This is a genomic window from Pseudomonas fluorescens (genome assembly GCF_902498195.1).
GTDB lineage: Bacteria > Pseudomonadota > Gammaproteobacteria > Pseudomonadales > Pseudomonadaceae > Aquipseudomonas > Aquipseudomonas fluorescens_BU.
Window position 1 is genome coordinate 1 of record NZ_CABVIY010000004.1, and the last position, 22,051, is coordinate 22,051.

Genomic DNA, 22,051 nt, shown 5'->3' on the forward strand with positions numbered 1-22,051 from the left:
GAACTGACCGAAGCAACCGTCAGCCCGCTGATCGACGTCTGGTACCCGGAAAAGCCGATCAATCCGGTAGCTTGATGTCATGAAGTACGGCGACCCAAGGGTCGCCGTTTTTTTATGCGGAACGAGGGATCGCAGCCTCGTTGCACTCGACAGCTCCTACAAGGACACGCGTTCCAATGTAGGAGCTGTCGAGTGCAACGAGGCTGCGATCTTTCAGGCCTTGCGCCAATTCAGAATCACCAGCGTCAGCACCCCCGCCACAATTCCCCAGAACGCCGAGCCGATGGAAAACAGCGTCAGCCCCGACGCCGTGACCATGAAGGTGATCAGCGCCGCTTCACGCTCCTTCACTTCGCTCATGGCAATGCTCAAGCCATTGATGATCGAACCGAACAACGCCAGCGCCGCAATCGACAGCACCAGCTCCTTGGGCAGCGCGGCAAACAATGCCGCCAGCGTCGCCCCGAACACCCCGGCGATGCCGTAGAAAACCCCGCACCAGACCGCCGCGGTATAGCGCTTGTTGCGATCCTCATGGGCATGCGGCCCGGTGCAGATCGCCGCGCTGATGGCCGCCAGGTTGATGCCGTGGGAGCCGAACGGCGCCAGCAGCAGTGAAGCGATACCGGTGGTGGTGATCAGCGGCGAAGCCGGCACGTTGTAGCCGTCGGCGCGCAACACGGCGATGCCCGGCATGTTTTGCGAGGTCATCGCCACCACGAATAACGGGATGCCGATGCTGATCGTCGCGGCCAGCGAAAAGTGCGGGGTGGTCCAGACCGGCGTGGCCACTTCCAGGTGAAAGCCGCTGAAGTCCAGCAGACCCATGAATCCGGACAGCGCCGTGCCGATCAGCAGCGCGCCCAGTACCGCATAGCGCGGCGAGAGGCGCTTGATCACCAGATAAGTGAAGAACATGCCCAGCACCAGCGCGGTCCGATGCTGGGCCGCGACGAAGATCTCGCTGCCGATCTTGAACAGAATCCCCGCCAGCAACGCCGCCGCCAGTGACGCCGGGATTTTTTTCACCAGGCGCTCGAAACTGCCGGTCAGGCCGCAGATCGTCACCAGCACCGCGCAGGTAATATAGGCGCCGATGGCTTCGCCGTAGCTGACACCGCCCAGGCTGGTGATCAGCAGCGCCGCGCCGGGGGTCGACCAGGCGATGGTGATCGGCGTGCGATAGCGCAGCGACAGGCCGATCGAGCACACCGCCATGCCGATGGAAATCGCCCAGATCCACGACGAAATTTGCCCGCTGGTCAGGCCCGCCGCTTGCCCGGCCTGGAACATCAGCACCAGGGAGCTGGTGTAGCCGGTCATCATGGCGATGAACCCGGCGACGATGGCCGACGGTGAGGTATCGGCCAGTGGGCGGAGCTGGGTGTGGGTGGTGTCGTTCATGACGGCAGAGATCCTGATGTTGATGAAAATACTCGCGGCATAGCGATATCCCCTGTAGGAGCGAGCCTGCTCGCGATGAACGTCAGAGCACCGTGGAGAATCAGGCATCCAGCGTTATCGTTGACGACCATCGCGAGCAGGCTCGCTCCTACAGGGTTTCGGTTTAAGCCTAAACTCAAATGTAAGGAGGCGTTGCTATACAGCAGAAGCGACAAACAGCCGTACAGTCGTGTTGCCACCCTTCATTGTGTACAATTGCAATGTATTTTTACGCGATACTTGCCAGCGACCCACTGTGCCGTATTACAGTCACGGTCAATTCGCCGCAGTTCTCCCGACTCGAGTGCCCATGAACGAACAGTTGCAACCCCTCAAGAAACAACCGCGCGCAGGCAAAGCCGGCCGCAGCGGTACCCAGGACGATATTGTCTACGCGCATATCTTCGAGGCCATCCTCGAGCAGCGTCTGGCGCCCGGCACCAAGCTGAGCGAAGAAGCGCTGGGGGAAATTTTCGGGGTAAGTCGCACCATCATTCGCCGTGCGCTGTCGCGCCTGGCCCATGAAGGTGTGGTGCTGCTGCGTCCGAACCGCGGCGCCGTAGTTGCCAGCCCGAGTGTCGAAGAAGCGCGCCAGGTGTTCCTGGCCCGGCGTCTGGTCGAACGTGCAATCACCGAGCTGGCGGTTCAGCACGCCACCGCCGAGCAGATTGCCGAGTTGCGCCAGATGGTCAACGACGAGCGCGACAGCTTCTCCCGGGGCGATCGCGGCGCCGGTATCCGCCTGTCGGGCGAGTTCCACCTGAAACTGGCCGAAGCGGCGAAAAACGCCCCGCTGATCAGTTTCCAGCGCAGCCTGGTGTCCCAGACTTCGCTGATCATCGCCCAATACGAGAGCGGCAACCGTTCCCACTGCTCCTACGACGAACACACCCAGCTGATCGATGCGATCGAAGCGCGCAACGGCGAGCTGGCGGTGGACCTGATGATGCACCACATGGATCACATCGACAGCAAGCTCAACCTCGACGAGGAAAGTGCGTCGGATGATTTGCACGCGGTGTTCTCGCATTTGTTGCAGACCAAGAAGCCTGGGCGGTCATCGGCCAAACTTTGAAAGATCGCAGCCTCGTTTCACTCGACAGCTCCTACAGAAGACTGCCTTCCAGGTAGGAGCTGCCGCAGGCTGCGATCTTTTGATCTTTCTGACATGCAATAAAAATCCCCCGGGCTGACAGCAACGGGGGATTTTTTTATGCCTGCTACTTCTTAACGCTGATGCACCAGGTTCCCCGCCGCATAGGTCTGCAGCACCGTCCGGTCATCCCCCAGGGTCATCAACACAAACAGCGACTCGGCAATGTTGTTGGCCTGTTTCAGTCGATAGCCCAGCAATGGCGTGGCGTTGTAGTCCAGTACCAGGAAGTCGGCGTCTGTGCCCGGTTGCAGGTTGCCGATCTTGTCCTCCAGGCGCAGCGCGCGAGCACCGCCGAGGGTGGCCAGGTACAGTGACTTGAACGGGCTCAGGCGCGCACCTTGCAGTTGCATGACCTTGTACGCCTCGTTCAGGGTTTGCAGCAGCGAGAAGCTGGTGCCGCCACCGACGTCGGTGCCCAGGCCGACATTCAGTTTGTGTTTCTCGGCCATTGGCAGGTTGAACAGGCCGCTGCCGAGGAAGAAGTTCGAGGTCGGGCAGAAGGCGATGGCCGAGCCGGTTTCGGCCAGGCGCGCGCACTCGTCGTCGCACAGGTGCACGCCGTGGGCGAACACCGAGCGCTCGCCGAGCAACTGGTAGTGGTCGTAGACGTCGAGGTAACCCTTGCGCTCCGGGAACAGCTCCTTGACCCACTCGACTTCCTTGAGGTTTTCGCTGATGTGGGTCTGCATGTACAGATCCGGGTATTCGCTGAGCAACTGCCCCGCCAGGGTCAGCTGTTCCGGGGTGCTGGTCGGGGCGAAGCGTGGGGTGACGGCATAGTGCAGGCGACCCTTGCCGTGCCAGCGCTCGATCAGCGCCTTGCTGTCGACGTAGCTGGATTCGGCGGTGTCGGTCAGGTAGTCCGGGGCGTTACGGTCCATCATCACCTTGCCGGCGATCATCCGCAGGTCCAGCTGTTCGGCGGCTTCGAAGAACGAATTCACCGATTGCGGGTGCACGCTGCCGAACACCAGCGCGGTGGTGGTGCCGTTGCGCAGCAGTTCCTTGATGAAAATGTCCGCGACTTCGTCGGCATGGGCCTTGTCGGCGAACTGGCTTTCGCAGGGGAAGGTGTAGGTGTTGAGCCAGTCCAGCAGTTGCTCGCCGTAGGCACCGACCATGCCGGTTTGCGGCAGGTGGATGTGGGTGTCGATGAAACCCGGGGTAATCAGTGCATCCTGGTAATGCGTGATGTCGATATCGGCCGCCAGGGTCGGGAGCAATTCACTGGCGTGACCGAGGGCGCTGATTTTGCCGTTATCGACCACCAGCAAACCGTCTTCGAAATACTCGTAGGAGGCTTCGATGCCCACTTCGGCGGGGTCGGCGATGCTGTGCAGGATGGCGGCGCGGTAGGCTTTGCGAGTCAGAGGCATGGGATTCTCAGTGGTCAGGCTTATCAATTGGAGGCTTGGCTGCGGCGTGAAGCAGGCAGCAGTTTGGCAATCGAGCCGGCGCTGGCAGTGTGCTGGCCGAAGTTGGCGTTGTAGGTGGCGATGATCTCGCCGGCGATGGAGATGGCGATTTCCACAGGCAACTTGCCTTTGACTTCGCCGATGCCCATCGGGCAGCGCATGCGTTGCAGCACGCTGCTGTCGAAACCGCGGTCGCGCAGGCGGTGTTCGAACTTCACCCGCTTGGTTTTCGAGCCGATCAGGCCGAAGTAGGCGAAGTCGTTGCGCTTGAGGATCGCGGCGGTCAGTTCGAGGTCGAGCTGGTGGTTGTGGGTCATGACGATGCAGTAGCTGCCGGCGGGCAGGTCGTCGATTTCGTCCACCGGTTCTTCGCTGACGATCTTGCGCACGCCGTGGGGGATCTGTTCCGGGAATTCGTCTTCCCGGGCGTCGATCCAGCGCACCCGGCAGGGCAGGCTGGCCAGCAGCGGCACCAGTGCGCGGCCGACGTGGCCGGCGCCGAACACGGCAATTTGCGCCTGGACCTGGCCCATCGGTTCGAACAGCAATACCGTCGCGCCACCGCAGCACTGGCCGAGGCTGGCGCCAAGGCTGAAGCGCTCCAGGTGCGTGTCCTGCTTGCCGCTGGCGAGCATCTCGCGGGCGATCTGCATGGCTTTGTATTCCAGGTGCCCGCCACCGATGGTGTCGAAGGTCTGTCTGGCGCTGATGACCATCTTCGAGCCGGCATTGCGCGGCGTCGAGCCCAGCTCTTCGATGATGGTCACCAGGACGCAGGGTTCACCCCGGTTTTGCAGGTCGGCGAGGGCGTCGATCCAGTTGTACATGTTTCACCTCAACATCTCTGTTGTTTGTACCGGCGTCTTCGCGAGCAAGCCCGCTCCCACAGGGGATTGCATTTCAATGTGGGAGCGGGCTTGCTCGCGAAGGCAGCGCCCCGGTCTAGAGCGAAGCCAGCTCGGTTTCGGTTTCAACGGCTTTCACCGCCTTCAACCGGCGCATCTGCTCACAGCCCCACAACACCCGCTCCGGTGTCGCCGGCGCGTCGATTTTCGGTTGATGCCGGTAGTCGCCCAGGCTCGCCACGGCGTCCTTGATCGCGCACCAGGCGGCGATGCCGAGCATGAACGGCGGCTCGCCCACGGCCTTGGAGTGGAACACCGTGTCTTCCGGGTTCTTGCGGTTTTCCACCAACTTCACCCGCAGGTCCAGCGGCATGTCCGCCACGGCCGGGATCTTGTAGCTGGCCGGGCCGTTGGTCATCAACTTGCCCTTGTTGTTCCACACCAGCTCTTCCATGGTCAGCCAGCCCATGCCCTGGATGAAGCCGCCCTCAACCTGGCCGATGTCGATGGCCGGGTTCAGCGAGGCGCCGACGTCGTGGAGAATGTCGGTGCGCAGCATCTTGTATTCGCCGGTGAGGGTGTCGACCAGCACTTCGCAGCACGCCGCGCCGAAGGCGAAGTAGTAGAACGGCCGGCCACGGGACTGGCTGCGGTCGTAGTAGATTTTCGGGGTTTTGTAGAAGCCGGTGCTCGACAGCGACACCTGGGCGAAATACGCCTGCTGGATCAGCGCTTCGAAGGTGAGGATGTGATCGCGCACCCGTACGTGGCCGTTGTGGAATTCCACGTCTTCTTCACTGACCTTGTATTGCCGCGCGGCAAATTCCACCAGGCGTTGCTTGATGGTTTCGGCGGCGTTCTGCGCGGCTTTACCGTTCAGGTCGGCACCGCTGGAGGCGGCGGTTGGCGAAGTGTTCGGCACTTTGTCAGTGTTGGTGGCGGTGATCTGCACGCGGTCCATTTCCACCTGGAACACTTCGGCCACGACCTGCGCGACTTTGGTGTTCAGGCCCTGGCCCATCTCGGTGCCGCCGTGGTTCAGGTGGATGCTGCCGTCGGTGTAGACGTGCACCAGTGCCCCGGCCTGGTTGAGGAAGCTGGCGGTGAAGGAAATACCGAATTTCACCGGAGTCAGCGCCAGGCCCTTTTTCAGGATCGGGCTATTGGCGTTGTAGCGACGGATCGCTTCGCGACGCTCGGCGTACTGGCTGCTTTCTTCCAGCTCGGCGGTCATTTCCTCGAGCATGTTGTGCTCGACGGTCTGGTAGTAATGGGTGACGTTGCGCTCGGTCTTGCCGTAGTAGTTGGCCTTGCGCACCGCCAGCGGATCGAGGGCCAGATGACGGGCGATGGCGTCCATCACTTCTTCGATGGCGACCATGCCTTGCGGGCCGCCGAAGCCACGGTAAGCGGTGTTCGACGCGGTGTTGGTCTTGCAACGGTGACCGTTGATGGTCGCGTCGCCCAGGTAGTACGAGTTGTCGGAGTGGAACATGGCACGGTCGACAATCGAGTTCGACAGATCCGGCGAGCAGCCGCAGTTACCCGCCAGCTCCAGCTGAATGCCATGCAGGCGTCCACTGTCGTCAAAGCCCACGTCGTATTCGACATAGAACGGATGGCGCTTGCCGGTCATGAGCATGTCTTCGACCCGTGGCAGGCGCATCTTGGTCGGTTGGCCGGTCAGGTGCGCGATCACCGCGCACAGGCAGGCCGGGCTCGCAGCCTGGGTTTCCTTGCCGCCGAAACCACCGCCCATGCGACGCATGTCGACGACGATCTTGTTCATCGACACGTCGAGCACTTCGGCCACCAGTTTTTGCACTTCGGTGGGGTTTTGCGTGGAGCAGTAGACGATCATGCCGCCGTCTTCGGTGGGCATGACCGATGAAATCTGCGTTTCGAGGTAGAAGTGTTCCTGGCCGCCGATGTGCAACGTGCCCTGGATACGGTTTTTCGCGGTCGTCAACGCACCCGTCGAATCACCGCGCTGATGGGTGTGGCTGTCCAGCACGAAATGCTTTTTGCGAAAGGCCTCGACCACGTCCAGCACCGGTTCCAGGTCTTCGTATTCGATCACGGCGGCCATGGCGGCTTTGCGTGCGGTTTCCAGGTCGCGGGCGGCGACGGCCAGCACCACCTGGCCGACGAACTGCACCGTGTCGATGGCCAGCAGCGGATCGCCGGGCATCAGCGGGCCGATGTCTTTCAGGCCCGGCACGTCTTCGTGGGTGATGGCGATGCGCACCCCTTCGAAGGCGTAGCAGGGCTGGGTGTCGATGCTGATGATTTTCGCGTGGGCGCGGTCCGACAGCCGAGCGTACACGTGCAGCTGATTGGGAAATTCCAGGCGGTCGTCGATGTATTGCGCTTCACCGGACACATGCTTGGCGGCGCTGTCGTGCCTGACGCTGCGGCCGACACCGGTGGTCAGGTCCTTGGCGAACAGTTCAGCCAGTTCGGCCTGGGTCTTCTCTACGGCGTGATGGTTAGACATAAGCGGTCACCCGAGTCTCGATGTGCGGTGTTTGCAGTTCGATGAAGTATTTGCGCAGCAGGTTCTGCGCGCTGAGCAGGCGATATTCCTTGCTGGCGCGGAAGTCCGAGAGCGGGGTGAAATCCTCGGCCAGCGCGGCGCAGGCGCGTTCCAGGGTGGCGCTGTTGAACGGCGCGTTGCGCAGCACGGTTTCGCAGGCGTTGGCGCGTTTCGGAATGGCCGCCATGCCGCCGAAGGCCACGCGGGCGTCGGCGATCACACCGTTTTCCAGGCGGATATTGAAGGCCGCGCAAACCGCCGAAATGTCATCGTCCAGACGCTTGGACACCTTGTAGGCACGGAACAATTGCTCGGCACTGGCACGGGGCACGATGATCTTCTCGATGAACTCGCTCTCCTGGCGCGCGGTGACGCGGTAGTCGATGAAGTAATCCTCAAGGGCCATAGTGCGGCGGGTTTCGCCTTTGCACAGGACGATTTGCGCGCCGAGGGCGATCAGCAGGGGCGGCGAGTCACCAATCGGCGAAGCGTTACCAATGTTGCCGCCGAGGGTGCCCTGATTGCGGATTTGCAGGGACGCGAAACGCTGCAGCAGTTCGCCGAAATCCGGGTACTCGCTCTTCAAGGCTTCGTAGCAATCGGAGAGGGCGGTGGCGGCGCCGATTTCCAGGCGGTCGTCGAAGCGCTCGATACGTTTCATCTCGGCGACGTTGCCGACGTAGATCATCACCGGCAAGGTGCGGTGGAACTGGGTGACTTCCAGCGCCAGGTCCGTGCCGCCGGCCAGCAGGCGGGCTTGTGGATAAGCGTCGTAGAGGTCGGCCAGGTCGGCGACGGTCAACGGTACCAGGCAGCGTTTGTCACCGCTGTTGAGTTCGCCGATGTCGGTCGGGGCGATGGCTTTCAGGCGGGCAATGGTCTCGGCTTCACGGGCATCGAACTGGTCCGGCTGTTTACCGCAGCAGGATTGCTCGGCGGCCTCCAGGATCGGCCGATAGCCAGTGCAGCGGCACAGGTTGCCGGCCAGGGCTTCGTGGGCCTTGTGCGAGTCGGGTTCATCGCTGTTCTTTTGCAGGGCGAACAGGGACATCACGAAACCGGGCGTGCAGAAGCCGCACTGCGAGCCGTGGCACTCGACCATGGCTTTCTGCACACTGTGCAGCTCGCCTTTGTGCTTGAGGTCTTCCACGCTGATCAGTTGCTTGCCGTGCAGCGACGACACGAACGTCAGGCACGAGTTGAGGCTGCGATAGCGAATGTGTTCGCGGCCTGCGTCATCCATTTGCAACTCGCCGACCACCACGGTGCACGCGCCGCAGTCGCCGCTGGCGCAGCCTTCTTTGGTGCCGGGTTTGCCCACATGGTCGCGCAGATAATTGAGCACGGTCAGGTTCGGGTCCAGGGCGTGCTCGCTACGGAGTTCCTGGTTTAGTAAAAACTGGATCACGGAAGGCCTCGCAGACTCATTATTGTTGTTAACCGATGTGACCGAATTTAGCAGGTCTGACTTTGCGGTCAATGATTTTCTGACTTAAAGGTCAGGAAAGTGCATTTCGTCGATCAACGACTCGTTCCTACAGTATTGACCCTCGCGGGACAGGCTGCTTTTTGCTTGAATCGTGCCAAATACCGCCGGTTGGGCCCTGCGCCATGACGTATCAATTGCGCTACACTGCGCCGCTTGTGCAGATCGAAGAGTTTGAAGGACAACCATGACGTTCAAGGCGCCGGACAGCCTCGCCGAGCAAATCGCTCACCACCTCGCCGAACGCATCATTCGCGGCGAAATGAAGCCCGGGGAGCGCATCCAGGAACAGAAGGTCACGCAGGCGCTCGACGTCAGCCGTGGTTCGGTCCGCGAGGCTTTGCTGATCCTCGAGCGTCGCCACCTGATCGCGATCCTGCCGCGCCGTGGCGCACACGTCACCGAGCTGACTGCGCACAAGGTCAAGAGCCTGTGCACGCTGATGAGCGAGATGTACATCCTGCTGGCCAACGCCGTGGCCAATGGCTGGAAAGTCCAGGCCGACCTGGCGCCCTTCGTGCAGATCCAGCAGCGCCTGACCGCCAGCTTTGAGCGCCAGGACATCCACGCCTTCGTCGACGACAGTTTCAATGTGATGCGCGCCACGTATTCGTTCGCCGACAATCCGTATCTGCAAGAAACCGTCGAGAACCTGCAGCCGGCCATGAGCCGTGCCTACTTCCTGGCCCTGGATCAGCGCAAGGCGTCGATGAGCGAGTACCTGGAGCTGTTCGAGCGCTTGCTCGCCGCCGTGATCGCCCGTGACTTTCCACAGATTCGCGCGGTGCTGACGGCCTACGGCCAGCGCAGTTGCGATCTGGTGATCTCCGCCCTGACGGACGCCTGAGCGTGCGGCTCAAGTGCATCAAGCTGGCGGGATTCAAATCCTTCGTCGATCCGACCACGGTGAACTTCCCCAGTAACATGGCGGCGGTGGTCGGGCCCAATGGTTGCGGCAAGTCGAACATCATCGACGCCGTGCGCTGGGTGATGGGCGAGAGCTCGGCCAAGAACCTGCGCGGCGAGTCGATGACCGACGTCATCTTCAACGGCTCCACCAGCCGCAAGCCGGTGAGCCAGGCGAGCATCGAGCTGGTGTTCGATAACTCCGACGGCACGCTGCTCGGCGAATACGCGGCCTACGCGGAGATTTCCATCCGCCGCAAAGTGACCCGCGACAGCCAGACCACCTATTACCTCAACGGCACCAAATGCCGGCGCCGTGACATCACCGACATTTTCCTCGGCACTGGCCTGGGGCCGCGCAGCTACTCGATCATCGAGCAGGGCATGATCTCCAAGCTGATCGAGTCCAAGCCCGAAGACCTGCGCAATTTCATCGAGGAAGCGGCGGGCATCTCCAAATACAAGGAGCGCCGGCGCGAGACCGAAAATCGCATCCGGCGCACCCATGAAAACCTGGAGCGCCTGACCGACCTGCGCGAAGAGCTTGAGCGCCAGCTCGAACGCTTGCACCGCCAGGCTGAAGCCGCGAAGAAGTATCAGGAATACAAGGGCGAGGAACGCCAGCTCAAGGCGCAACTGTCGGCTTTGCGTTGGCAGGATCTGAATGAACAGGTCGGCCAGCGCGAAGCCATCATCGGTAACCAGGAAATCAGTTTCGAAGCCCTGGTGGCCGAGCAGCGCAACGCCGACGCCAGCATCGAACGCTTGCGCGACGGGCACCATGACCTGTCCGAGCGCTTCAATCTGGTGCAGGGACGCTTCTATTCGGTCGGTGGCGACATCGCTCGGGTCGAGCAGAGCATCCAGCACGGCCAGCAGCGCCTGCGGCAGTTGCAGGACGATTTGAAAGAGGCCGAGCGCTCGCGCCTGGAAACCGAATCGCACCTGAGCCTGGACCGCACCTTGCTGCTGACCCTCGGCGAAGAGCTGGACATGCTCACCCCGGAGCAGGAAGTCACCAGCGCCGCTGCCGAAGAGGCCGCCGCCGCGCTGGAAGAATCCGAAACCACCATGCACGGCTGGCAGGAGCAGTGGGACGCGTTCAACCTCACCGCCGCCGAGCCGCGCCGTCAGTCTGAAGTCCAGCAGTCGCGCATCCAGCAGCTGGAAACCAGCCTGGAGCGCCTGGCCGATCGCCAGAAGCGGCTGGGTGAAGAGCGCGCCTTGCTGTCGGCGGACCCGGAAGACGCCGCGATCATGGAGCTCAACGAGCAACTCGCGGAATCCGAAGCGACCCTTGAGGATTTGCAGACCAGTGAAGAAGCTCAAGTCGAAAAGCTTGAGCAACTGCGCCAGCAATTGCAGCAGTCGTTGTCAGCGCAGCAGCAGGCCCAGGGCGAGCTGCAACGGCTCAATGGTCGGCTGGCCTCGCTGGAAGCCTTGCAACAAGCCGCGCTGGACCCTGGCACCGGCACCGCCGAATGGTTGCGCGAACAGCACCTGGCGGATCGCCCGCGCCTGGCCGAAGGCCTCAAGGTTGAAGCCGGTTGGGAGCTGGCGGTGGAAACCGTGCTGGGCGCCGATCTGCAAGCGGTGCTGGTCGACGATTTCAATGATTTCGATCTGTCCGGGTTCGCCCAGGGCGATCTGCGGCTGCTCAGCCCGGCCAGCGATGGCGTGCGGGTGCCGGGCAGCTTGCTGGACAAGGTCGAGGCGCAGATTGATCTGTCGCCGTGGCTGGGCCAGGTCAAGCCGGTCGAGAGCCTTGAGCAGGCCCTGGCGTTGCGCGGTCAATTGGCCGCCGGGCAAAGCCTGATCAGCCGCGACGGTTTCTGGGTCGGCCGGCATTTCCTGCGGGTGCGCCGGGCCAGTGAGGCGGAAAGCGGCGTGTTGGCCCGGGGGCAGGAAATCCAGCAACTGAGCCTTGATCGCGAAGCGCTTGAAGCCAGCGTCGACACCCTGGAAACCCAACTTCAGAATCTCAGGGCGCAACAGCGCCAGCAGGAGAACGGCCGCGAGCATTTGCGGCGTTTGCTGCAGGACGAAGCCCGCCAGCAAGGTGAATTGAAAGCCCAGTTGTCGGCCGGTAAAGCCAAGGCCGAGCAGTTGAGCTTGCGCCGTACTCGCCTCGATGAAGAAATCGCCGAGCTGACCGAGCAACGCGCACTGGAGCACGAAAACATCGGCGAAGCCCGCCTGCAATTGCAGGAAGCCCTCGACAGCATGGCGCTGGACACCGAGCAGCGCGAGTTGCTGCTGGCCCAGCGCGACAGCTTGCGCGAGCGTCTTGACCGGGTGCGCCAGGAAGCGCGGCAGCACAAGGATCACGCCCATCAACTGGCGGTTCGCCTGGGCTCGCTCAAGGCGCAGCATGATTCCACGCGCCAGGCACTGGAACGGCTGGAGATGCAGTCCGAACGCCTGACGGAAAAGCGCGAGCAGTTGAGCCTCAACCTGGAGGAGGGCGAGGCCCCCCTGGAAGAGCTGCGCCTGAAACTCGAAGAACTGCTCGACAAGCGCATGACTGTCGACGAAGAACTCAAGACCGCGCAGATCGCCCTGGAAGATGCCGACCGCGAATTGCGCGACGCCGAGAAGCGTCGCAGCCAGGCCGAACAGCAATCCCAGCTGATCCGCGGCCAGCTCGAACAGCAGCGCATGGAATGGCAGGCCCTGACGGTGCGCCGCAAGGCCTTGCAGGACCAGCTCCTCGAAGACGGTTACGACTTGCATGGCGTGCTCGCCACGCTGACGGCCGAGGCCAGTGAAAAAGCCGCCGAGGAAGAACTCGAACGCATTGCCGCGCGTATTTCACGCCTCGGTGCAATCAACCTCGCGGCCATCGACGAGTACCAGCAACAATCCGAGCGTAAACGTTACCTGGATGCGCAGAACGACGATCTGGTGGAGGCACTGGAGACGCTGGAAAACGTGATTCGCAAGATCGACAAGGAAACCCGCAACCGCTTCAAGGATACCTTTGATCAGATCAATGGCGGTTTACAGGCGCTTTTCCCGAAAGTTTTCGGTGGCGGTCGCGCGTATTTGGAACTGACGGGCGAAGATCTACTCGATACAGGGGTAACGATCATGGCGCAGCCGCCTGGCAAGAAGAACAGCACCATCCATTTGCTCTCCGGTGGCGAAAAAGCCCTGACCGCATTGGCCCTGGTTTTTGCGATCTTCAAGTTGAACCCGGCGCCGTTCTGCATGCTCGACGAGGTTGACGCGCCCCTGGATGACGCTAACGTTGGACGCTACGCGCGACTGGTCAAGGAGATGTCGCAGACGGTGCAGTTCATCTACATCACCCACAACAAGATCGCCATGGAAATGGCCGATCAACTGATGGGGGTCACGATGCACGAGCCGGGTTGTTCGCGTCTGGTGGCCGTGGATGTCGAGGAGGCGATGGCGATGGTGGACGCCTGACAGCGAACTTCAAGCCACCCGCTTGTAGGATGAAACTTACAACTTGGTGCTGAAGTCGACATATTCGCGCAAGCCAGGGTGGTTGACGGTGTAAAGTTGCCTTTGGTCGTGCTAGTTTAATGTCAATTTTTCGTATACGTGGGCAAAACGCCTGTCAGAACATAGAGTTGGCGCCACGTTTTAAAGCGGTTTACAGGTTGTAAACCCCTTATTTTCCAGCATTTTTTATAGAGGCACGGGATTACATGGAAATCGGTCTGCGCGAGTGGCTGATCGTCATCGGCATTATTGTCATTGCCGGTATTCTTTTCGATGGCTGGCGCCGTATGCGCGGCGGCAAGGGAAAACTGAAATTCCGTCTTGACCGAAGTCTGTCCAATTTGCCCGACGAGGACACCAGCGCCGAGCTGTTGGGCCCGTCCCGCGTGCTGGACGACCACAAGGAACCGCATCTGGACGAACAGGACCTGCCGTCGGTGAGCATGCCGGCACGCGAACCCCGTGAATCGGGTTCCAAGCGCGGCAAACGTGGCGGCGAACCGGCCCAGGGCGATATGAACCTGAGCCTAGACCTGGACGGCGGCCCAAGCTTCAGCAGCCGCGACGACGATTATGTCGAAGACACCAAGGCGTCCCCTTCGGTCAGCGAAAAAGATCAGCCGCAAGCCGAAGAAGTGCTGGTGATCAGCGTGATTTGCCGCGATGCGGCGGGCTTCAAGGGCCCGGCGTTGTTGCAGAATATTCTGGAAAGCGGCCTGCGCTTTGGCGAAATGGACATCTTCCACCGGCACGAAAGCATGGCCGGCAATGGCGAGGTCCTGTTCTCCATGGCCAACGCGGTCAAGCCAGGGGTTTTCGATCTGGACGACATCGACCACTTCAGTACGCCAGCCGTGAGCTTCTTCCTCGGTTTGCCAGGCCCGCGTCATCCGAAACAAGCCTTCGACGTGATGGTGGCGGCGGCGCGCAAGCTGTCCCAGGAGCTGAACGGCGAACTCAAGGACGACCAGCGCAGCGTGCTGACCGCCCAGACGATCGAGCACTACCGTCAGCGCATCGTCGAATTCGAGCGTCGCGCCCTGACCCAGAAACGCTAAAGGCAAGAGATCGCAACCTCATTTCACTCTGTAGGCGCTGCGTAGGAGCTGTCGAGTGAAACGAGGCTGCGATCTTTCGATCCGAATGAAATGAAATTAGGAGCAGCCTCGGCTGCTCTTTTGCTTTATGAGAGAACACCCATGACTGCCGCCAAAGACCGCATTCTAGAGCTGCGTACCGAGCTGGATCTGCACAACTACCGCTATCACGTACTGGACGAGCCGAGCATCCCGGACGCCGAGTACGATCGGTTGTTCAAGGAACTCAAGGCCCTCGAAGCCGAGCATCCAGAGCTGATCACCAGCGACTCGCCGACCCAGCGAGTCGGCAGTGCGGCGCTGTCGGCCTTCACCCAGGTGCGCCACGAAGTGCCGATGCTCAGCCTCGGCAACGCCTTCGAAGAAACCGATATGCGCGAATTCGATCGGCGGGTCACCGAAGGCCTCGATCTGCCGGCCGGCGATCTGTTCGGTGGCGGTGCGGCGGTGCAATACAGCTGCGAGCCCAAGCTCGATGGCCTGGCGGTCAGCCTGCTGTATCAGGATGGCGTGCTGGTACGCGGCGCAACGCGCGGCGACGGCACCACCGGCGAAGACATCAGCGTCAACGTGCGCACCGTGCGCAATATTCCGCTCAAGTTGCATGGCACCGGTTGGCCGGCGACCCTGGAAGTGCGCGGTGAAGTATTCATGTCCAAGGCCGGCTTCGAGCGGCTCAACGCCACGCAACTGGAAGTGGGCGGCAAGACCTTCGCCAACCCGCGCAACGCGGCGGCCGGCAGCCTGCGCCAGCTGGATTCGAAAATCACCGCGAACCGGCCCCTGGAATTCTGCTGCTATGGCATCGGCCAGGTGTCCGCTGACATCGCCGACACCCATATCGGCAATCTGCAACAGCTCAAGACCTGGGGGATGCCGATCAGCCATGAGCTGAGGCTGGCAAACGGCATCGATGAGTGCCTGGCGTATTACCGCGACATCGGCGAACGCCGCAATGCGCTGCCCTATGAAATCGACGGCGTGGTGTTCAAGGTCAACAGTATTGCCTCGCAGCGAGAGCTGGGCTTCCGCGCCCGCGAACCGCGCTGGGCCATCGCCCATAAATTCCCCGCCATGGAAGAACTCACCGAGTTGCTCGACGTGGAATTCCAGGTCGGACGCACCGGTGCGGTCACCCCGGTGGCACGCCTCAAGCCCGTCAAGGTCGCGGGGGTCACCGTGGCCAACGCGACGCTGCACAACATGGATGAGGTGGCGCGCCTGGGCCTGATGATCGGCGATACGGTGATCATTCGCCGTGCGGGCGATGTGATTCCGCAAGTGGTGCAAGTGGTCGCCGAGCGCCGCCCGGACGACGCCCGGCCGGTGCAGATCCCGGAACAGTGCCCGGTCTGCGGTTCCCATGTCGAACGCACGCAATTGATCAAGCGCAGCAAGGGCCGCGAGACGATCAGCGAAGGCGCGGTCTATCGCTGCGTCGGTCGACTGGCCTGCGGCGCGCAACTCAAGCAGGCGATCATTCACTTCGTTTCCCGGCGCGCGATGGACATCGAAGGTCTGGGCGACAAAAGCGTCGAGCAGCTGGTGGATGAGGGCCTGGTCAGCTCGCCTGCGGACCTGTATGTCCTCAAGTTCGAGGACATTGTCGACCTGGAAGGCTTTGCCGAACTGTCGAGCAAGAAGCTGCTGGGCGCTATCGAAGACAGCAAGAAACCGGGCCTGGCGCGTTTCATCTATGCCCTCGGGATTCCCGATGTCGGCGAAGAGACGGCCAAGGTGCTGGCACGCTCCCTGGGCTCGCTGGAACGGGTGCAGAAAGCGTTGCCGCAAGTGCTGACGTACTTGCCGGATGTCGGACTGGAAGTGGCTCACGAGATTCACAGCTTCTTTGAAGATGCGCATAACCAGCAGGTGATCGCCGACCTGCTCAAGCACGGGTTGCAGATCCAGGACCAGGGTGAACTGGGCGCCGAATTCGCCGCCAGTACCACCTTGGGCGGTTTGCTCGACAAGCTGCACATTCCTTCGGTCGGACCCGGTGGGGCGCAAAAGCTCGCCGACAAGTTCGGTTCGCTGCAAGCGGTGATCGACGCTGACTGGCTGGACATGCGCCAGGCACTGCCGGAGAAACAGGCCAATTCGGTTCGTGAGTTTTTTGCGGTTGAGGAAAATCGCTTGCTGGCGATTGAGGCCGAAAAGCAATTGGCTGATTTCGGCATGCATTGGCAGAGCGAGAAGAAAGTCGTCGAAGGCTTGCCGTTGGCTGGCCAGACCTGGGTGCTCACCGGTTCCCTGGAGTTGATGAGCCGCGATGTGGCCAAGGACAAACTCGAAAGCCTGGGCGCCAAGGTCGCCGGTTCGGTATCGGCCAAGACCCATTGCGTGGTGGCGGGACCGGGGGCGGGGTCGAAGCTGGCCAAGGCCAATGAGCTGGGGCTGAAGGTGCTGGATGAAGAGGCGTTTGTCGAATTTCTGAGTAAGCACGATATTTCGCTGTGATGCCATTCGCGAGCAAGCCCGCTCCCACGTTGAACTGCATTGCTCTGGAAGAACAAGGTCGAATGTGGGAGCGGGCTTGCTCGCGAAAGCGATGTTCGCGATTGCGCAAAATGCGGGAACGATCGCCAGCCAAACATGATCTAGTCTTGGCAAGCCCCAGGGAGAGATCGCCATGTACCGTTTCTTCGAGCAGCTCAGTTCGCGCATCACCGCACCTTTCGTGGCCGAAAGTTCGCGCAACAGCAAGGTCTGGCCCTGTCGTTGCGGGCAGTCGCTGTTCTTTCGCAACAGTCAGTGCCTGGCCTGTTCGGCGGCATTGGGTTATCAGCCGCAGCAGAGCCGGCTGTCCTCCCTGCAGCCGGGTGCGCAGGCGAACACCTGGGTGCTTGATGTCGATCCCGGCGCCGGCGTGTTCCGCCGTTGCGCCAACCTCGACTCCCCGGCAGCCTGCAACTGGTTGCTGCCCGCCAATGACCACGATGCCTTGTGCATCGCCTGTAGCCTGAATCGCACCATCCCTGACTTGTCGATGACCGAAAACCACGAGCGCTGGCGCAAGGTGGAGACCGCCAAGCGGCGTCTGGTCGCGCAATTGGTCAGCCTGGGCCTGCAGGTGATTCCCAAGGCTGTCGACGAAGAGACAGGCCTGGCCTTCGACTTCATCGGCGTAGACCTCGAAGGGCAGTCACCGACCACCGGTCACGCCAATGGCCTGATCACCCTTGATATCAATGAGGCGGACGACGCCCATCGCGAACGGGTGCGGGTGCAGATGCACGAACCCTATCGCACCTTGCTCGGGCATTTTCGTCACGAAGTCGGGCACTACTATTGGGACCGCTTGATCGCCAACAGTGACTGGCTGGAGCCGTTCCGCGGGTTGTTCGGCGATGAGCGCGCCAGCTACGCCGAGGCACTGGATCGGCACTATCAGCAGGGAGCGCCCCTGGATTGGCAGCAGCAGTACGTCAGCGCCTACGCCACCATGCATCCCTGGGAAGACTGGGCTGAAACCTGGGCGCACTACCTGCACATGATGGACGCGGTGGATACGGCGCTGGGGTTTGGCATGAGTGCCCGGGAAATGGATTTCGACTACCAGCCCTTTGCGCTGGAGACCCTCTACGATCCACGGCACCCCGGCGGCGCGGCATTCCTGTCGTTCGTCAACGCCTGGATCGAACTGGCCGGCATGCTCAATGAGCTGTCACGCAGCATGGGGCAGCCGGATTTCTATCCTTTTGTGCTGCCGCCAGCGGTGATCGCCAAGCTGCATTTCATTCATCTGGTGATTCAGCGCGAGGGCGGCAGGGCGGACGAGGTGCTGCAGGACCTGTAGGCGCCGCCGCAGGCTGCGATCTTTTGGTCATTACGCATGTCATTGACCTGGCTGGTATTTTTTAATCCGTGTGAACGGTTGTAACTTCGTCTCAGATAGGTACAATGGCGCGGCTCGCCGTCAGGTGAGTGTCGTTATGGTGACCCCATCGGTCCCCCCGCAACGATTACCCGTGAACCTGGTCAGAGCCGGAAGGCAGCAGCCACAGCGGGAACATTGTGTGCCGGGGTGTGGCTGGTGGGGTTACCACCTTAACGCCACGCGAACCCTCTTCGCGTTCTATCGAAAAACCTCTGATTGCACTGCCCTGGATGTTGTCCGGCGCGGTTTTTTGTCGTCTGCGAAATGGGGGTTGAGCCTCAATGGCCAGGATTATGGCTTGCCGCCGATGTACAGCCGAATGATGTCATCGATTTCCCCGGACATTTTCATCCGCACCAACGTACGCAATATCCGCTGCACCGGCACGTTCGGATCGTTGCGCACGAAGCAGCCGACGCTTTGCTCCTGCAGCACCGCCACGCCTTGCAGCTGCCGGCCTGGCAACAGTCGCTGATTGAACCAGTCCAGTGTCCATTGATTGCTGACGGCGTAGTGATTGCGGCCGGCCAGGAGTTTTTCCAGCACCTGTTCCTGATTTCGCGCGTCGTCGCGGTGCAGTTGATTGGCGTCGAACAGCGGTTGCAGGGTTGGATAGCTGTAGCCGAGCACGGTGCCAATGGACTGCCGCGACAGGCTCGCGGGAATCACTGAGGTCTGCGGGGCAGGGCGGCTGATCAGTAGATCGGGTTGAGTGAACAGCGGAATGCTCCAGAGGTAGTCGCCGGATTGATTCGGCAACCAGGATTGCGCGGCATAACAGCGGATATCGACCTCGCCATGCTCCATGGCGCTTTGCACCCGTCCCCTGGGCAGCACGTGGAATTGCGCTGGGGCGCCGACCTGGGTCGCGAGACTGAGCATCACGTCATACAGAATGCCCTGGGTCGGTTGGCCATTTTCAAGTTGCACCATCGGCATCGCCCAACTGTCAGGCACTACAAAGCGCAACGGCGCTTCAGCAGCGAAGCCGTTCAGGCTGATCGACAGCAGTGCCCCCAAGGCCAGCCGCATAAACGCTCCGCTATCGGTGAAACAAAAAGCCCCCGCAAAGCAGCTTAGCCAGATTAGACGAGGACACCGGATGCAATTTTGGCCTTGCTCCGCTAGCATTAGCCGCTTCTGCTTCTTTCGTTGCGATGGTTTTCGATGAGTTATCAGGTTCTTGCACGTAAATGGCGTCCGCGCTCGTTCCGCGAAATGGTCGGCCAGACCCATGTGCTCAAGGCTCTGATCAATGCCTTGGACAGCCAGCGGCTGCACCACGCCTACCTGTTCACCGGTACGCGCGGGGTCGGCAAGACCACCATCGCGCGAATCATCGCCAAATGCCTGAACTGTGAAACAGGTATCACTTCTACACCCTGTGGCGAGTGTTCAGTGTGCCGCGAGATCGATGAAGGCCGCTTCGTCGACCTGATCGAGATCGACGCCGCCAGCCGCACCAAGGTCGAGGACACCCGCGAACTGCTCGACAACGTTCAGTACGCGCCGAGCCGCGGGCGCTTCAAGGTCTACCTGATCGACGAAGTGCACATGCTCTCCAGCCATTCGTTCAATGCGCTGCTTAAAACCCTTGAAGAGCCGCCACCCTACGTAAAATTCATCCTGGCGACCACTGATCCGCAGAAACTTCCTGCAACGATTCTCTCGCGGTGCCTGCAGTTCTCCCTGAAGAACATGACGCCGGAGCGTGTGGTCGAGCATTTGACCCACGTGTTGGGCGTCGAGAACGTGCCGTTCGAAGACGATGCGCTGTGGTTGCTCGGGCGCGCCGCCGATGGCTCGATGCGTGACGCCATGAGCCTCACCGACCAGGCGATCGCCTTTGGTGAAGGCAAGGTCATGGCCGCTGACGTGCGGGCGATGCTCGGGACCCTCGATCACGGCCAGGTCTATGACGTCCTGCATGCGCTGATCGAAGGCGATGCCAAGGCCTTGCTCGAAGCCGTCCGCCATCTGGCCGAACAAGGCCCGGACTGGAATGGCGTGCTCTCGGAAATTCTCAATGTGCTGCACCGGGTCGCCATCGCCCAGGCCATGCCGGAAGGCGTCGACAACGGTCACGGCGACCGTGACCGGGTGCTGGCGCTGGCCCAGGCCCTGCCGGCCGAAGACGTGCAGTTCTATTACCAGATGGGCCTGATCGGGCGCCGTGACCTGCCGCTGGCACCGGACCCGCGGGGCGGGTTCGAAATGGTGTTGCTGCGCATGCTCGCCTTCCGCCCCGCCGACACCGCGGATGCCCCGAGGCAGCCGCTAAAGCCAGTGGGGATCAGCCAGGCCACAGTTGATTCCGCCAAATCCGTGGCTGCCGCGCCTGTTGTTGCGCCGGTAGTCGCTGCGGCAGTTGCCCCCGTCGTCCCTGCGCCAGTTGCTCCGGCGCCCGCGCCTGAACCGGTTGCGCCGGCGCCAATGCCCGAACCTGTGGTCGAGGCAGTCGAGGCAGTCGAGGAAGTCGTCGACCTGCCGTGGAATGACCCGGTCGAGCCGGCTGCCGCCCAGCAGCCCGCCGTCGAGCCGGTGCTGGAAACCGCCAGCGAACAACCCGAATTGCCACCGATGCCGCTGCCGACGCCTGACAGCGTGGTGCCGGACGCGCCGGAGTGGGCCGCCGCGCCGATCCCGGAGCCGTCCGTGGCCGACGTGGATGCCGCCACGCCGGGCATGGACCTGGACGACGAGCCGCCGCTGGACGAGGACTACATCGAGCCGGACATGGATTCGGCCTACAGCTACCTCGATGAGCTGGCCAGCGAACACGCTGGCGAGCCGGCGCCGGAACCCGAGCCGGAACCCGCCGCCGCACCGGCCACGGGGCTGGCCCTGCAATGGCTGGAGCTGTTCCCGAAACTGCCGATCTCCGGCATGACCGGCAGCATCGCCGCCAACTGCACGCTGATCGCCGCGGATGGCGACAATTGGCTGCTGCACCTGGACCCGGCCCACAGTGCCTTGTTCAACGCCACGCAGCAGCGTCGCCTCAACGACGCGTTGAACCAGTATCACGGGCGTACCCTGACGCTGACCATGGAGCTGATCAAGCCCGAGCAGGAAACCCCGGCCCAGGCGGCATCGCGCCGTCGCGCCGACCGTCAGCGCGAGGCCGAGGAGTCGATTCACGGTGATCCGTTCATCCAGCAAATGATGCAGCAGTTCGGTGCGGTGATCCGTAACGATACTATTGAACCTGTCGAAGCCCTGGTCAGTCAGGGCTAATAACTGAAGGCGCTTGGCCGAAAGGGCCGGGCGTCGATTAATCCAAGTACTTTTGAGGTGATTACCATGATGAAAGGTGGCATGGCCGGCCTGATGAAGCAGGCGCAGCAGATGCAGGAAAAAATGGCCAAGATGCAGGAAGAGCTGGCCAATGCCGAAGTCACCGGTAAAGCCGGTGGCGATATGGTCACCGTGGTGATGACCGGCCGTCATGACGTTAAAAGCGTGACCATCGACCCGAGCCTGGTCGAAGGCCTGAGCGAAGACGACAAGGAGATGCTGGAAGCCGTCGTCGCCGCCGCCGTCAACGACGCTGTGCGCAAGATCGAAGCCAACAGCCAGGACAAAATGTCCGGCATGACCGCTGGCATGCAACTGCCGCCGGGCATGAAGCTGCCGTTCTGATTCGCTAAAGCGCGTCGGATGGGCTACACAAAAATGCCAGGCATCGCGCCTGGCATTTTTGTTGTTGCCCGTTGGAAATATGTTGTTCCTGAGGCCGTCTTCGCGAGCAAGCCCGCTCCCACCCTGGATGTGTGCAGGGCGCAGATCCAGGGTGGGAGCAGGCTTGCTCGCGAA

At 61.7% G+C, this 22,051-nt stretch carries 14 protein-coding genes and 1 other RNA gene; 9 read left to right on the top strand and 6 right to left on the bottom strand.

Annotated elements, in window-relative coordinates; translation table 11 throughout:
* Positions 1 to 213 precede the first annotated feature (213 nt).
* A complete protein-coding gene (locus tag F8N66_RS15040; protein WP_150770942.1) occupies positions 214 to 1,404 on the bottom strand; it encodes a benzoate/H(+) symporter BenE family transporter in 1,191 nt (396 codons plus the stop codon).
* A gap of 349 nt (positions 1,405 to 1,753) precedes the next feature.
* Between F8N66_RS15040 and F8N66_RS15045 the strand changes: the two genes are divergently transcribed.
* Entirely contained in the window at positions 1,754 to 2,518 is a 765-nt protein-coding gene (locus tag F8N66_RS15045) for a GntR family transcriptional regulator (RefSeq protein WP_150770943.1), read from the top strand.
* A gap of 152 nt (positions 2,519 to 2,670) precedes the next feature.
* Here F8N66_RS15045 and guaD read toward each other — a convergent pair whose 3' ends face one another.
* From guaD to xdhA, 4 genes are all read right to left on the bottom strand, one after another.
* On the bottom strand, positions 2,671 to 3,975 hold the full coding sequence (gene guaD / locus F8N66_RS15050; protein ID WP_150770944.1) for a guanine deaminase: 1,305 nt from the start codon (positions 3,973 to 3,975) through the stop codon (positions 2,671 to 2,673).
* Positions 3,976 to 3,998: 23 nt separating this feature from the next.
* Complete coding sequence (gene xdhC, locus F8N66_RS15055) at positions 3,999 to 4,841, bottom strand: xanthine dehydrogenase accessory protein XdhC (protein ID WP_150770945.1); 843 nt, start codon at positions 4,839 to 4,841, stop codon at positions 3,999 to 4,001.
* A 115-nt stretch (positions 4,842 to 4,956) separates the two neighbouring features.
* Positions 4,957 to 7,356, bottom strand: coding sequence for a xanthine dehydrogenase molybdopterin binding subunit (xdhB, locus tag F8N66_RS15060; protein WP_150770946.1), 2,400 nt, complete (start codon positions 7,354 to 7,356; stop codon positions 4,957 to 4,959).
* On the bottom strand, positions 7,349 to 8,803 hold the full coding sequence (gene xdhA / locus F8N66_RS15065) for a xanthine dehydrogenase small subunit (protein ID WP_150770947.1): 1,455 nt from the start codon (positions 8,801 to 8,803) through the stop codon (positions 7,349 to 7,351). Before xdhA ends, xdhB begins: the two co-directional genes overlap by 8 nt.
* A gap of 265 nt (positions 8,804 to 9,068) precedes the next feature.
* Here xdhA and F8N66_RS15070 point away from each other — a divergent pair, with 265 nt between their 5' ends.
* From F8N66_RS15070 to ffs, 6 genes are all read left to right on the top strand, one after another.
* Positions 9,069 to 9,728, top strand: coding sequence for a GntR family transcriptional regulator (locus F8N66_RS15070; protein WP_150770948.1), 660 nt, complete (start codon positions 9,069 to 9,071; stop codon positions 9,726 to 9,728).
* Between the two features lie 2 nt (positions 9,729 to 9,730).
* Positions 9,731 to 13,219, top strand: a complete 3,489-nt coding sequence (smc, locus tag F8N66_RS15075; protein WP_150770949.1) for a chromosome segregation protein SMC — start codon at positions 9,731 to 9,733, stop codon at positions 13,217 to 13,219.
* 245 nt (positions 13,220 to 13,464) lie between these two features.
* Positions 13,465 to 14,316 (top strand): cell division protein ZipA, encoded by an 852-nt coding sequence (zipA, locus tag F8N66_RS15080; protein ID WP_150770950.1) that lies wholly within the window; start codon positions 13,465 to 13,467, stop codon positions 14,314 to 14,316.
* Between the two features lie 141 nt (positions 14,317 to 14,457).
* The gene (ligA, locus tag F8N66_RS15085) at positions 14,458 to 16,815 is read left to right on the top strand and encodes an NAD-dependent DNA ligase LigA (protein WP_150770951.1); all 2,358 of its coding nucleotides are present in this window, start codon (positions 14,458 to 14,460) and stop codon (positions 16,813 to 16,815) included.
* A gap of 172 nt (positions 16,816 to 16,987) precedes the next feature.
* Complete coding sequence (locus F8N66_RS15090) at positions 16,988 to 18,154, top strand: putative zinc-binding metallopeptidase (RefSeq protein ID WP_150770952.1); 1,167 nt, start codon at positions 16,988 to 16,990, stop codon at positions 18,152 to 18,154.
* Between the two features lie 146 nt (positions 18,155 to 18,300).
* Positions 18,301 to 18,397: signal recognition particle sRNA small type (gene ffs / locus F8N66_RS15095), an RNA gene on the top strand.
* Positions 18,398 to 18,526: 129 nt separating this feature from the next.
* On the opposite strand, the gene F8N66_RS15100 is transcribed toward ffs, so the two are convergent.
* Positions 18,527 to 19,267 (bottom strand): substrate-binding periplasmic protein, encoded by a 741-nt coding sequence (locus tag F8N66_RS15100; RefSeq protein ID WP_150770953.1) that lies wholly within the window; start codon positions 19,265 to 19,267, stop codon positions 18,527 to 18,529.
* Positions 19,268 to 19,402: 135 nt separating this feature from the next.
* Between F8N66_RS15100 and dnaX the strand changes: the two genes are divergently transcribed.
* Both dnaX and F8N66_RS15110 read left to right on the top strand, forming a co-directional pair.
* Positions 19,403 to 21,472: a DNA polymerase III subunit gamma/tau gene (gene dnaX / locus F8N66_RS15105; protein WP_150770954.1), complete on the top strand. Its 2,070-nt coding sequence runs from the start codon at positions 19,403 to 19,405 to the stop codon at positions 21,470 to 21,472.
* A 66-nt stretch (positions 21,473 to 21,538) separates the two neighbouring features.
* Positions 21,539 to 21,877, top strand: a complete 339-nt coding sequence (locus F8N66_RS15110; protein WP_150770955.1) for a YbaB/EbfC family nucleoid-associated protein — start codon at positions 21,539 to 21,541, stop codon at positions 21,875 to 21,877.
* Positions 21,878 to 22,051 lie beyond the last annotated feature (174 nt).